Annotated in this window: 13 protein-coding genes and 1 tRNA gene; 9 read left to right on the top strand and 5 right to left on the bottom strand. The window is 59.2% G+C overall.

Annotated features, from left to right (window positions below; translation table 11 throughout):
* Positions 1-3: 3 nt before the first annotated feature.
* Complete coding sequence (map, locus tag JF539_RS12235; RefSeq protein ID WP_207140961.1) at positions 4-834, bottom strand: type I methionyl aminopeptidase; 831 nt, start codon at positions 832-834, stop codon at positions 4-6.
* 243 nt (positions 835-1,077) lie between these two features.
* Between map and JF539_RS12230 the strand changes: the two genes are divergently transcribed.
* Positions 1,078-1,163, top strand: a tRNA-Leu gene (locus JF539_RS12230).
* 114 nt (positions 1,164-1,277) lie between these two features.
* On the opposite strand, the gene JF539_RS12225 is transcribed toward JF539_RS12230, so the two are convergent.
* Both JF539_RS12225 and JF539_RS12220 read right to left on the bottom strand, forming a co-directional pair.
* Positions 1,278-1,598, bottom strand: coding sequence for a hypothetical protein (locus JF539_RS12225; protein WP_207140960.1), 321 nt, complete (start codon positions 1,596-1,598; stop codon positions 1,278-1,280).
* Positions 1,591-2,025 carry a hypothetical protein gene (locus JF539_RS12220; RefSeq protein WP_207140959.1) on the bottom strand — a complete coding sequence of 145 codons (435 nt, stop codon included), beginning with the start codon at positions 2,023-2,025 and terminating at the stop codon, positions 1,591-1,593. Before JF539_RS12220 ends, JF539_RS12225 begins: the two co-directional genes overlap by 8 nt.
* Positions 2,026-2,112: 87 nt before the next feature.
* Here JF539_RS12220 and JF539_RS12215 point away from each other — a divergent pair, with 87 nt between their 5' ends.
* Entirely contained in the window at positions 2,113-2,574 is a 462-nt protein-coding gene (locus tag JF539_RS12215) for a winged helix-turn-helix transcriptional regulator (RefSeq protein ID WP_207140958.1), read from the top strand.
* A 274-nt stretch (positions 2,575-2,848) separates the two neighbouring features.
* On the opposite strand, the gene JF539_RS12210 is transcribed toward JF539_RS12215, so the two are convergent.
* Together JF539_RS12210 and JF539_RS12205 are read right to left on the bottom strand one after the other, a co-directional pair.
* On the bottom strand, positions 2,849-3,661 hold the full coding sequence (locus JF539_RS12210; RefSeq protein WP_236042480.1) for a creatininase family protein: 813 nt from the start codon (positions 3,659-3,661) through the stop codon (positions 2,849-2,851).
* A gap of 34 nt (positions 3,662-3,695) precedes the next feature.
* A complete protein-coding gene (locus JF539_RS12205) occupies positions 3,696-4,091 on the bottom strand; it encodes a RidA family protein (protein WP_236042479.1) in 396 nt (131 codons plus the stop codon).
* A gap of 333 nt (positions 4,092-4,424) precedes the next feature.
* Between JF539_RS12205 and JF539_RS12200 the strand changes: the two genes are divergently transcribed.
* The 7 genes from JF539_RS12200 to JF539_RS12170 form a co-directional block, all read left to right on the top strand.
* A complete protein-coding gene (locus JF539_RS12200; protein ID WP_207140956.1) occupies positions 4,425-5,435 on the top strand; it encodes an ABC transporter substrate-binding protein in 1,011 nt (336 codons plus the stop codon).
* 55 nt (positions 5,436-5,490) lie between these two features.
* Complete coding sequence (locus JF539_RS12195) at positions 5,491-6,306, top strand: ABC transporter ATP-binding protein (protein ID WP_236042478.1); 816 nt, start codon at positions 5,491-5,493, stop codon at positions 6,304-6,306.
* A gap of 46 nt (positions 6,307-6,352) precedes the next feature.
* A complete protein-coding gene (locus JF539_RS12190) occupies positions 6,353-7,231 on the top strand; it encodes an ABC transporter permease (protein ID WP_236042477.1) in 879 nt (292 codons plus the stop codon).
* On the top strand, positions 7,232-8,551 hold the full coding sequence (locus JF539_RS12185; RefSeq protein WP_207140955.1) for a cytosine deaminase: 1,320 nt from the start codon (positions 7,232-7,234) through the stop codon (positions 8,549-8,551).
* A gap of 2 nt (positions 8,552-8,553) precedes the next feature.
* Positions 8,554-9,960, top strand: a complete 1,407-nt coding sequence (locus tag JF539_RS12180) for an FAD-binding oxidoreductase (RefSeq protein WP_207140954.1) — start codon at positions 8,554-8,556, stop codon at positions 9,958-9,960.
* Positions 9,961-10,025: 65 nt separating this feature from the next.
* Positions 10,026-10,619 (top strand): NAD(P)H-dependent oxidoreductase, encoded by a 594-nt coding sequence (locus tag JF539_RS12175; protein ID WP_207140953.1) that lies wholly within the window; start codon positions 10,026-10,028, stop codon positions 10,617-10,619.
* A 535-nt stretch (positions 10,620-11,154) separates the two neighbouring features.
* A partial coding sequence (locus tag JF539_RS12170) for a hypothetical protein (protein WP_207140952.1) occupies positions 11,155-12,945 on the top strand: 1,791 nt, incomplete at its 3' end.

Raw genomic sequence — 12,945 nt, 5'->3', positions numbered from 1 at the left:
CTCCTAGTCGTTCGGCAGACCGGGCTTGTGAAGGCCCTTCGGAGAGAGCGTGAAGATCTCGCAGCCCTCCGCCGTGATGCCGACGGAATGCTCGAACTGGGCGGAGAGCGAGCGGTCGCGGGTGACGGCGGTCCAGCCGTCGCTGAGCACCTTGACGTGCGGCCGACCGAGATTGACCATCGGCTCGATGGTGAAGATCATGCCGGGTTTCAGCTCGACCCCTTCGCCGGGACGGCCGTAATGAAGGATATTTGGCGTGTCGTGGAACAAAAGACCCACGCCATGGCCGCAGAAGTCGCGCACGACCGAGCAGCGCTGGGCCTCGACAAAGGTCTGGATCGCCGCGCCGATATCGCCGGTGGTGTTGCCCGGCCTGGCGGCCTCGATGCCGCGCATCAGCGATTCGTAAGTGACATCGATCAGGCGCTCTGCCGCCCGCTTCAACGGGCCAACCGGATACATGCGGCTGGAATCGCCGTGCCAGCCGTCGACGATATAGGTGACGTCGATGTTGACGATGTCGCCCTCGCGCAGGGCCTTGTTGTTCGGAATGCCGTGGCAGACGACGTGGTTGACGGACGTGCAGGTGGATTTGGTGTAGCCGCGGTAGTTCAATGTCGCCGGCAGGGCGTTGTTGTCCATGCCGAACTTGTAGACGAAATCATTGATTTCCTGGGTCGTGACACCCGGCTTGACCAGATCCGTCAGCTCATCGAGGCAGGCGGCGGTCAAACGACCGGCACGCCGCATGCCTTCAAAATCCTCAGGGCCGTAGAGGCGGACCTGGCCGGTATTCTTCAAGGGGGCTTCGGCGGCGTCGATATAGCTGACCATGGGATACGTGTCTCAAGCTCGATGGGTGCGCCTGACCGGAACGCTTTCAATCAAGCATCGCATCGGCACGGAGCACATGGTTTTTTGATCTTCCTTGTTCACATACTCCCGCCGGGCGCCAATTTCCAGCTTCCGTTGCCGTAAAAACCGCCGGACCCGGAACATCGGCTGTTTCCGCCTGTGAAATCAGCCGGTCCCGGCTTGCGCTTTTCCGGTGGGCCGGTTAGGGGAGAATTGGAACAAGCGGGCGTGGTGGAACTGGTAGACACAAGGGACTTAAAATCCCTCGGCCCTAGGCTGTACGGGTTCGAGTCCCGTCGCCCGCACCAATCAATTGCCGTTGCAACCTCGTATTCCGTGCAGGGCAGCCTCTTTCACCCTCTCAACGCCCGCTTCTGGCGAGCATGGCTAAAGCCCTCAGCGGTGGTGCAGCTAAACTGCTCCTACGCCGGCATCTCCATCATTTCCGAGACTTCCAGCGTTCCTTCGAACATATGGAGGTGCGGGCAGTCTTTCAGGAGATCGATGGCTGCGTCCATGCTTTCCGCCTCGATAATGGAAAAGCCCATGATCGGGTGCGGTGAAGGCTCATCTGAGACGCCGTCTTTCGTCAAGACCCTGGTCATGCCTACGGGGGTGCCTGGGTTTACGAGTGCTTTTCCCAGACCAGCGGCCCAGGCCTTCCACTTTTCCATTCCCTCTTTGCCGGCTTCGGGCGTGTCGGGTTTTTTGCCGCCGTGATAGGTGAAGAGAAAGCTAGGCATGACGTACTCCTTCGGTTGCGGGCCGGTTTCTGAAAATAAGGCCCAAAGCTGTGCCAGTCAGGGTGAACTGGATGACCTGAAAGACTGTATGGTAGGCAAGAAAGGGCAGGATCGGATCGATGTCGAACTTCGCCGCCGTCGCGAATCCCATCGCCGTGTAGGTCATCAGTCCAACGATCAGATTGAATTTAACGCCCTGGAGGACCGGATTGCCTTCGCCCTTGTCGTAGAAGGGATAAAGATACCCGATCACGGACCCCTGGATCAGGATGGCGGCAATGCCCAGTGACATGACGGGCTCGGTCCGCTGGAAAGCACCCCACTCAACATATCGGTCGTGAAAAAACATCATGTGCCATGGGTAGGCCCAGGCCATGGTGATGACGAAATAGGCGGCGACGAACAGAGCGATCCTTCTAAGTTCCATGGAACCGGCCTTTCCGTTGAAACTTGATCAAATAATTCTATAATAGAAGTGATAAGAGGTGTAATTCTAATATGCAAGTGTTTTTTGATGGTCGCGAAAACCGAACATAGAAGCCGCTCGGGCTGTCCTGTCGCCTGTGCCCTGGATATCGTGGGCGATCACTGGACGTTGCTGATCGTCCGCAACCTGATGTTTTTGGGGGTGCACGAGTACAAGGACATGCTGGCCGCGGAAGAGCAGATTTCCAGCAGCATTTTAAGCGAGCGCCTGAAAAAACTGGAAGGCGAAGGGCTTGTCGCGTCCGTCCCCCATCCGGCCAGCAAGCGCCGCAAGTTCTATTTCCTCACTCCGATGGGCAAGGACCTGATCCACGTGATGCTGGAACTGGTTTTATGGTCGAACCGGCACCTGAGCGTGTTTCTGGATATTCCAAAGGAGAAGAAGGCGTTTCTCGAGCGGGATCCGGCCGGGTTCAAGGCGCATGTCCTGGCCGAGCTGGACGCCTGGGAACGGCAGTTTCTGAACAATGAGAGATCCTTCGCCGATTGACCGGTTTCCGTACCGGATATAGCCGGCTCAGACTGCTGACAAACCTCTCGAAGTCATTCCGGACAGCGTGACGTGAAGCGTCATTGCGTGAGCCGGAAACCAGACATAAGCGCGAGCGATAGCGAGTACCGAAACATCTTGAACTCGGTAAACAACAGACAAGGCGCGCCTTTGGCGCAGACTATTTCTGGGTTCCGGATCTGCGCGCAGCTCCGCTGCACTTGTCCGGAATGACTGTCAGATGGGGTGTCAGCAACTTGGGCCGGCTCGCCGGTTACTCCTCCCGCCAGAGCCGGTTCATATCGAACGCGTGCACGTCCTTGAGCAATTCGACAAAGCCCCGGGCCGCGTGGTCCAGCGAGAGCCTGCCCTTTTCCGGGGTTGCGATCGAGGCGTCACCGACGGCTCCGGCCGGGTTGAGGTCCTGGGCCTTCCAGCCGAATTGCTGGGGCCCGTGGGCGCGCAGGTATTTGAAATCCTCGACAAGGCCTTCCTGGGAGGAGCGGAAGTTCTCGGCCTTGTCCATGCGCACCAGCTCCGGGTGGAGATGCAGCATGATAGAGGTCTCGACGTCACCGCCGTGAATGCCGAAAGCGAGTTCGTGGTCCGAGAAGATGCCATCGGGCTGGCCGAAGCGGGCCCAGGCGGTGCCGACGGCCAGCATGCCGAGATTGACGCGCAGTTCGCGGGTGATGATGTCGACCAGGGGAAAATTGCCGCCGTGGGAATTGATCAGCACGAGTTTGCGAACACCTGCGCGGGCGACGCTCTCGCCGATTTCGAGCCAGGCCTTGATCGCCGTTTCCCAGGTCAGGGTGAGGGTGCCGGGCGAGGAAATGTGTTCGTTCGACTTGCCGACCGCCTGAACGGGCAGGAATGTGGCTGGAAGATCGTCCGGCAGCAAATCGATGACGCGCCGGACCTGACCCTGGGCGATGGCGGTGTCGGTGAAGACGGGCAGATGCGGCCCGTGCTGTTCTATTGCCGCGACCGGCAGAACGGCGATCCAGTTGCCGACAGACGGGCTTGTGAAATCCGTCGTGGTCATGTTCTGCCAGTAGCGCGCCGGGATTTTCAAGTCCTGCATTAGAATTTTCTTTCAATTAATTGTTTTTATGCCGCTAGTCGGCGGTTTCGGCAGCCGCGATGACCTCGATCTCGACAACGAATTCCTCCCTCGCGAAGCCGGAGACGATCATAAGGGTCGAGGCCGGAGGCGGCGTCGAAATGAACTGATCGCGGGTCTTCATGTAGCCGGGAAGATGCTCGCGGCCGGTCACATAGGCGTTGATGCGCACCACGTCGTCAAGGGTCATCCCGGCATCTTCCAGAATGGCGCGAATGTTTGCGAAACACTGCCGGGTCTGGCCTTCGACATCGGGGGGGACGGTCTCATCCGGCGCGATGCCAAGCTGACCGGAGGCAAAGAGCAGGCGGTGCCCCGGCGGGACCTCTATGGCGTGGCTGTAGCGGGCGAAAGGCGGGCGGATGCCGGCCGGGGTATGAGAACGTTTCAAGATGGGAGATCCTGTCCGTGGTGGGAAGGCAAAACCTAACCGCATGTTTTGTGCCGTGCAAACACCAGTCTTGCGCAATAAATCAGCTATGTGATTAAAAAATAGTCACGACTAATTTTTATGCTGACAGGCTTTTTCGCATGTGCGAGTGTTCAGTCGGATCCGGCGGCAGTTTACATCGCCGAGACCAAATGAGCGAGTCGGATTTTAATCCTGCGACTCTCTTTCTTGCTGTTCCGCTCTCAGGGCCTTTTTGGCACAGCGGCAGAGCATTCGGCCCGTTGTGGGCGGATTGACCTGCGCGGTGTTCGAAAAAACGGGGAAGGCGGACTGATGAATCTTTCAAAAACACTTGGAATTGCAACGCTTGCTTTGATGGCCTCCACGAGCGCGCAGGCGCTTGAGAAGGTGTCCTTCGGCACCAACTGGGTCGCGCAGGCGGAACATGGCGGATACTATCAGGCGGTCGCCGACGGCACCTACGCCGACTGCGGTCTGGAAGTGGAGATCAAGCCGGGCGGGCCGCAGGCCAACAACCGGATCCTGCTGCCGGTCGGCAAGATCGATTTCCTGATGGGCGGTAACATGCTGCAGGCCTTCTCGGCCGTGGAGCAGGACATCCCGACGACTGTTGTCGCGGCTCATTTCCAGAAAGAGCCGCAGATCCTGATGACCCATCCGGGCGAGGGGCTCGACACCTGGGAAAGCCTCAAGGAAATCGATCTCCTGCTCGGCAAGGGCGGTCTCAACTCTTTCTATCAGTGGATGAAGGCGGAGTTCGGGTTCACGGACGAGCAGGTCAAGCCCTACACCTACAACTCCGCGCCGTTCCTTGCGGACAAGCGCATCGGCCAGCAGGGTTACGTGACCTCCGAGCCCTTCGCGATCGAAACGGAAGGCGGCTTCAAGCCGAACATCTTCCTGATTGCCGATTTCGGCTACGACAGCTATTCCACCACCGTCGAGACCCGCACCGAACTGGTCGAGACCAAGCCCGAGGTGGTGCAGTGTTTCGTGGACGGCTCGGCGATCGGCTGGGTCAATTTCCTTTATGGCGACAATTCCAAGGCTCTGGAGCTGATCAAGAAGGACAACCCGGGCATGTCCGACGAACAGCTGGCTTTCTCCATCGAGAAGATGAAGGAATACGGCATCGTCGACAGCGGCGACTCCCTCGAAAAGGGCATCGGCGCAATGACCGACGAGCGCAACAAGTCCTTCTTCGACAAGATGGTCAAGGCCGGTGTCGTCAAGCCGGACGTCGACTACACGAAGTCCTACACGCTTGAATTCGTGAACAAGGGCGTCGGTCTCGACCTGAAGAAAAAGCTGCTCGGCAACTGATTGCGGAGCTCTTCGTGACAACCCGAAAAAATGCAACCATGGCCGGAGTAAACCAATGACGGCCATGGTGGAAAAGAAAATGCAGGAAACGCCGGCTCAAAGCGCGCCGATCATCTCGCTGAAAGGGGTCTCCAAGACCTTCTCCAACGGCACGGTGGCGCTCAACAATATGTCGCTCGACATCCGTCAGGGGGAGTTCGTCTCGCTGCTCGGGCCATCGGGCTGCGGAAAGTCGACGGCGCTGAGGATCGTCACCAACCTTACCGGTCCGACATCGGGAAAGGTGGAATGGCCGCAGGAAAGGGCGAACCAGAAGGAGCACGAACTGAGTTTCGTCTTCCAGGAGCCGACCCTGATGCCCTGGGCGACGGTCTTCGCCAATGTCTGGCTTCCCTTGCGTCTGAAGGGGCTTTCCAGAAAAGACGCCGAGGACCGGGTCATGGAAGCGCTCCAAATGGTCGGGCTGGACCAGTTCGCGAAAAGTTATCCGCGTGAACTGTCCGGCGGCATGAAAATGCGGGTTTCCATCGCCAGGGCCCTGGTGACCAAGCCCAAGGTTCTGTTGATGGACGAACCCTTCGCGGCGCTCGACGAGATCACAAGGTTCAAGCTGAACAACGACATCTTGAACCTTTGGGAGACCTTTGGCTGGACGGTCATCTTCGTCACCCACTCCGTTTTTGAATCCGTATATCTGTCCAACCGCATCGTCGTGATGGCCGCCCGTCCGGGGCGGGTCGTCAACGACATGCCGATCGACGCGCCCTATCCGCGCGACGAAAGCTTCCGCACGTCGTCCGTGTACGCCGGCTTCTGCCGGGACGTGTCCGGCGCGCTCCATGCGGCGATGGGCTCGGGGGAAGAGCACTGATGCGCCGCGCAGAACAACTTTCAGTCAGCCGCAAAGAGGGGATGTCATGAGCGTTGCGATGACCGGAGATCGGGGCGTTTCCGCGCAGCCGGAGGCCATTCCCCTTGATGCCGAGGAATTGAAGCGGGCGCGCGCGGCGAAGATCGAGGCGGTCGGCCGGTGGGTGATTCCGATATTCGTGCTTGCGGCCACGGTCGTTCTCTGGGACCGGGTCTGTGTCTGGAAAGAGGTTCCGCACTACATTCTGCCGCGCCCCGGGCTGGTCTTTCAGACGCTTTTGGCCGACTGGTCGATCCTCAGCATCGCGCTTCTCAACACGCTTAAGATCACCTTCGGCGCCTTGTTCATCGCAACAGCCGGCGGCCTCGGGCTCGCGATCCTTTTTACGCAATCGAAGTGGATCGAGATTTCGTTCTTTCCCTATGCGGTCATTCTGCAGGTGACGCCGATCATCGCGATTGCACCGCTGATCCTGATTTATGTGGATTCCCTGACGGCCGGCCTGTTGATCTGCGCCTGGATCGTCGCCTTTTTTCCGATCCTGTCCAACACGACGCTCGGGTTGAACTCGGCCGATCACAATCTGCAGAACCTGTTCCGGCTTTACGGCGCCAGCCGCTGGCAGACGCTCCGCTACCTGCGCCTGCCGTCCGCGATGCCTTATTTCCTCGCGGGCCTCAAGATCGCCGGTGGCCTGTCGCTGATCGGAGCGATCGTGGCGGAGTTCGTCGCCGGTTCGGCGGGCTCCGGCTCGGGTCTGGCCAACCAGATCCTGGAAGCCAGTTACCGGCTGAACATGCCGCGCATGTATGCGGCCCTGATCCTGATTTCCTTCACCGGCATCCTGATCTTTCTGACCATGACCCTGATCTCTCACCTGCTGTTGCGCAAGTGGCACGAAAGTGCCCTGAAGCGGGAGGTTTGAATGGGACGGATCGTTCCCGGCGGGGTCCATGGCACCGCTCTTTTGAAAAACGCGACGGTTCCGGCCTGTCTGGTTGAAGACGTTCCGTGCAGCGATCCGGCCGCGCTTTTGAGAGCGGATGTCGAAATCGCGGATGGCAGGTTGGCGCGCTTTCTGCCCACCGGATCCGACGCGGGCGGCCTGCCGGTCCATGACCTCGACGGCGGCCTGGTTCTGCCGACCCTTGTCGATCTGCACACACATCTGGACAAGGGTCATATCTGGCCGCGCAAGGCCAATCCGGACGGAAGTTTTGTGGGCGCGCTCAACGCGGTCGGGGAAGACCGGATCGCGAACTGGACCGCCGACGATGTCCGGACCCGGATGGAATTCGCGCTGAAATGCGCCTATGCCCACGGTACTTCCGCCATCCGCACGCACATCGACAGTCTGCCTCCCCAGGAGGAGATCTCCTGGCCGATTTTCGAGGAACTCCGGCAGGAATGGTCCGGGCGGATCGAGCTTCAGGGGGTATGCCTGTTCGGCATCGACCGTCTTCAGAGTGACGCCGCTTATCTGGAGGCAATCGCGGACAGGATGGTGACCTCCGGCGGGATCATGGGGGCGGTCACCTATATGATCCCGGACCTGGACAGACATCTGGAGGCGGTGTTTCGGGCGGCCATGGCGCGCGGGCTCGATCTCGATTTCCATGTGGACGAGACGCTCGATCCGAAAGCCGACACGCTGCGCCATATCGCGGAAACCGCGTTGCGTCTCGGTTTCGATGGCCGAATTGTCTGCGGCCATTGCTGTTCTCTTTCCGTCCAGGCCGAAGCGGAAGCCGATCACACGCTGGACCTTCTGGCGGAATCCGGCATTGCCGTCGTTTCCCTGCCCATGTGCAACATTTATCTCCAGGACAGAAGGGCGGGCCGGACGCCCCGGCGCCGAGGCGTCACCCTGCTTCACGAAATGCGGGCGCGGGGCATTCCGGTGGTCGTCTCCTCGGACAATACCCGCGATCCCTTCTATGCCTATGGCGACCTCGATCTCGTCGAGGTCTACACCCAGGCAACGCGCATTCTGCACCTCGATCATCCGATCGCGGATTGGATCGACTGCGTCACTAAGACGCCGGCCGGCATTATGGGGTTGTCTCACGGACAGCTTAAAGCCGGGGGCACGGCGGATCTGATTTTGTTCAACGCGAGAGACTGGAACGAATTGCTGTCGCGCCCCGCGGGGCCGCGCGAGGTGCTTCGCAAGGGCGTCAGCATCGACGGCAATTTGCCGGATTACCGGGAACTCGATCACCTGATGATGGAAAGGCAGGCCTGACCATGAGCGCCATAGCGGCTTTGAAAACCGATCTCGAAGGGCTTGAGATCGAGGACAATCCTCAGATCGTCAAGCAGAAGAGCCGGGACTTTTTCTGGTATTCCCCGGTGCTGAAGGAACAGCTCGATAGCGTTACCGGCGATCTTGTGGTGACCCCGAAGTCGGAAGAGGAGGTCACCCGGGTCCTGAAGGCCTGTTACGCGGCCGACATTCCGGTGACCACCCGAGGGGCGGGAACCGGCAACTACGGTCAGGCGATGCCGCTGTCCGGTGGTGTGGTCCTCAATCTTGCCGCGATGACCGCCATCAAGGAAATCCGCCCCGGCTCGGTCGTTGTGGAAGCCGGCGCGATCGTTTCGGATATCGACGCAGCCACGCGCGCGCATTCGAACCAGGAATTGCGCATGCATCCCTCAACCTGCAAGACGGCGACCATCGGCGGTTTCATCGCCGGCGGTTCGGGGGGCGTGGGATCCATCAACTGGGGCGGACTGAGGGACCTCGGCAACGTCATCCGGTTGCGCGTCATCACCATGGAGGCGGAGCCTCAAATCCTGGAAATGACCGGCGAAGACCTGCAGAAGGTCATGCATGCCTATGGAACCAACGGGGTCATCACCGAAGTCGAAATGCCGCTGACGGCGAGCTATGCCTGGGCCGATGTGCTTGTGGGCTTCGACGATTTCATGGATGCGGTCGCCTTTTCCAACGACCTCGCCCGGCAGGACGGGATCCTGACCAAGAACATCGCGCCGATCGCGGCACCCCTGCCGCACGACTATTTCCTGAGGCACAGGAAGTTTATCCGTCAGGACCAGTCCGTCGCCGTCCTGATGGTGGCGCCGTTCGCCCTGCCGGCGTTCGAGGCCTTCGTGAAGCGCCGGTCCAAGGGGGAAATCCTTTATCGATCGGACAAGGCGTCCGAAGAGGACTTGAGGCGCCTGCCTCCGGCATACGAGATTTCCTGGAACCACACGACGCTGCGCGGGCTCAGGGTCGATCCCACGATCACTTATCTCCAGGTGCTCTATCCGTTCCCGAATCAGGTGGAGCTTGTCGGCAAGATGCACGAAATGTTCGGCAACGAGGTGCCCGGACATCTGGAATTCGTGCGTTTCGACGGCGATATCACCTGTTTCGGCCTTCCGGTCGTGCGCTACACGAGCGAAGAGCGGCTGAACGAAATCATGCGCCTGCACGAGGACAATGGCTGTCCGATCTTCAACCCGCACCGCTACACGCTGGAGGAGGGCGGCATGAAGCAGACGGATGCGGTCCAACTGGCCTTCAAGAAGCAGGCCGATCCAAAGGGCCTGCTCAACCCCGGCAAGATGATCGCCTGGGATAATCCGGATTTCGATTTTTCGAGCGACCACGTCTATCTTTTTCCCGGTTTGCAGTCTTCCTGACATTCCCACCCGCAAAAAGCGTTCGACACCTTTCCTGTTGACCTGTTGTTTCAAAGGCCCCGCATATGCGCGTTCTCGTCGTCTTCTGTCACCCGTGCAAGGAAAGCTTCAACGCGGCCATCTGCAAGACGGTGACCGCTACGCTGGAAGAGAACGGTCATGAAGTCCGGCTGAGCGATCTTTACGCCAGCGGTTTCGATCCGGTCATGAGCGCGGAGGAGCGGCGCGGGTATCATGCGGTCGAGGACAACACCATCCCCGTTGCCGACCATCTGGCGGATATCATGTGGTGCGAGGGGATCGTCTTCGTCTATCCGACCTGGTGGTTCGGTCCGCCGGCGATGCTGAAGGGCTGGCTCGAGCGGGTCTGGCTGCCGCATGAGACGTTTGAAATGCCGACCGCCGGCCGGGGCATGCAGCCCAAGATGCAGCATATTACCCGAATCGGGGTGGTGACCACATGCGGCGCAAGCTGGCTCGTCTCGAAGCTGGTGGGCGAACCGGGGCGGAAAATCATTCTGAGAGGCATCCGGTTGCTGGCGCACCCGCGCTGCAAGACCATGTACATGGCGCATTTCAAGATGGACAGTTCCACTCCGGAAAGCCGTGAAAACTACCTGGCAACCGTAAAGCGCAGGCTTGGGTCCTTTTTCCGGTAAAACCCTGAAATCGCGATCAATCTGCTTCCCTTGCCGTGTTCGGCGAGGGAAGATCCCTTGCGGCGTGAGACGCTGATCCTGCCATCGGTCGGTCTGTTCCGGTAACCTGCAGCTGTGGAGATATCTCTCGTCTGGCTGAGGATACCGGCGGAACGGGGATGCGTCGTGGCGCATGTGGGCGAGTTTTTTGAAGTATATTTATCGAACTTATTTGTTGAGTTGTCGATTAAAAGTCAGTCTTAAAATATATTTTTTAATTGGTGTGGTAGATTCTCCGAAATTCAATCGTATTATATTCGCTGATTTTGATTTTTCTCTAATCATATTTTGTTTGTCGTCGAGTTCTGTAAGCGAAAATCTCCTAATCACTCTGCGTTCCGGGAGCGAAAGCTGTCGACGTCCGGACCTTGTCCGGGCCGGCGGCGTTTACCTTATGAATAGTTAATGAAACTTTCGGTTCCAACCAGGGTAAAAAATATGTAAATGTCGAGTGACGAATTTAAGATAAGTCACAAGACACTGCCGGTCTCCTGCCATGAACGAGTTTGTCCAAATCGCCCAGGTTTCCACTCAACCAGGCGTGGTAAGCGATCCGGCGCCAGCCGATGCCGGCAAGGCTCTTGAACTCTCAAGACCCGCAGCTCAGTCAAGCCTCGTCTTGCTCAGGCTTCCGGGTCAATTTGTCGATTTCCGCGAGATTTTCAGCGAAGATATCTCCTTCTTTCGCATCGGCGGCGACCTGCAGATGCTGTTCGCGGACGACAGCTCCATCGTCGTGAAGAACTTCTTTGTGGGGGAAGCCGGAGAGCCTGCGGTTATTGTCGGTGACGACCGGTTTCTCTCTCTCGACGAATTCACCGCAGCGGCCACTCCACAGGAGGTCGAGGAAATTCAGACCGCTGCCGGCGAGGTCAGCAATCTGGCGACCGAGCTGGGCGGCGCGCAGGGATCCGGTCAGAATTTTCACGATCCGGACATCGAAGCCTTGGGCGGGACGACACTTAGGTCTGTCCTGATCGGATCGGTCGAGACAGAGGACGAAGAGGAAGACGACGACGTCGACTTCGTGTCGCCGGAAGAAGATACCGTGCCGATCATCGTCGCGGAGGCTCAGACCGCGGCGTTGGATGAGGGCAACCTGCCGGACGGAAACGAACCGAATGCGACACTGTTGGTTTCGACCGGCGGACTCGGGATCAATTTCGGGGAGAATGCCGGCGATAACCCGACCCTGACTTTCAACATGGCAGCAGGCGTACCGCTGGATGCTGAGGGAATGCCTTTGGCATTGTCTTCCGACGGTGAGCCCCTGAGCTATCAGAAACTGACCAACGGAGACGGCGGTCAGACACTGGTTGCCTATAAGGCATCTACTCAGGAAGTGGTCTTTACCGTCCTACTGGATATCGTGCCGAACGGGTTTGACGGCGGCGCCTCCAGCGCAAAATATGTTGTCACCCTCTATGGCAATCTGGACAATGCCGGAGACGCCGAAGACGTCCTGGCCCTGTCATTCAGCGTGCGGGCAGCGGACTCCGACGACGATTTCGTCAATCAGACCTTCTCTGTGACTATCGGGGACGACACCCCGGAATTGGCTGCAAATCCGGACAGCGGCAAAGTTGAAGAAGGGGCTTTCTTCCGGCTGTTTTCAGAGGAGGAACCCCTCGAGAACGGACCGGTTGCCGCGGGCAGTCTGAATATAGCCTGGGGCGCCGACAACGGTGACGGCGACGATGCGGCTTCGCTGGCCGGAGAACGTCAGGGTGGACAGTACGTCCAGGATACGCCGGGCGGGATCGGCGACCGTTCTGTTGTTTTCGGCTCGACGGAAGGTGCCGAGGATGCGCTTTCCGGAGAGGCCGAAGAGCGCTACATCCCCGACTTCGTGACGCTTGGCGATGGGTCCGAAACGCTCAGTCTTTCCGAATTGTCGTCTGGCGGGGTGTTGCTGACGTACGAGTTGTCGGCGGACGGCACGGTCTTGACCGCCAGCGCGGGAGAAAGCACGGTTTTTGTTGTCTCACTCTCCGATGAGGAAGACGGCGGTTACCTGTTTGACCTGCAGGGTGTCCTGGACCATCCCGTCGACGGCCCGGATGACCTGCTGCTGACCTTCGAGTTTATCGCCTCCGACAGCGACGGCGACACAGTTTCCAGCAGCTTCACGGTTACGGTGAGAGATTCCGGACCGACGGTCGCCGACGAGGGCTTGTCCCTGACGTCCGACGAGGACGACATTGCGTCCGTTGATGCTCTCGGGACGTCGCCGGACGGTCCGGCGACGCAGCCGGTTGCCGGTGAGGCGTTTGGCGAGACGGGGGAT

This window comes from Roseibium aggregatum, from assembly GCF_017309185.1.
GTDB classification, from domain to species: domain Bacteria; phylum Pseudomonadota; class Alphaproteobacteria; order Rhizobiales; family Stappiaceae; genus Roseibium; species Roseibium aggregatum_B.
Note: the sequence above shows the minus strand (reverse complement) of the source record. Positions and strands in the feature narration are given on the sequence as shown.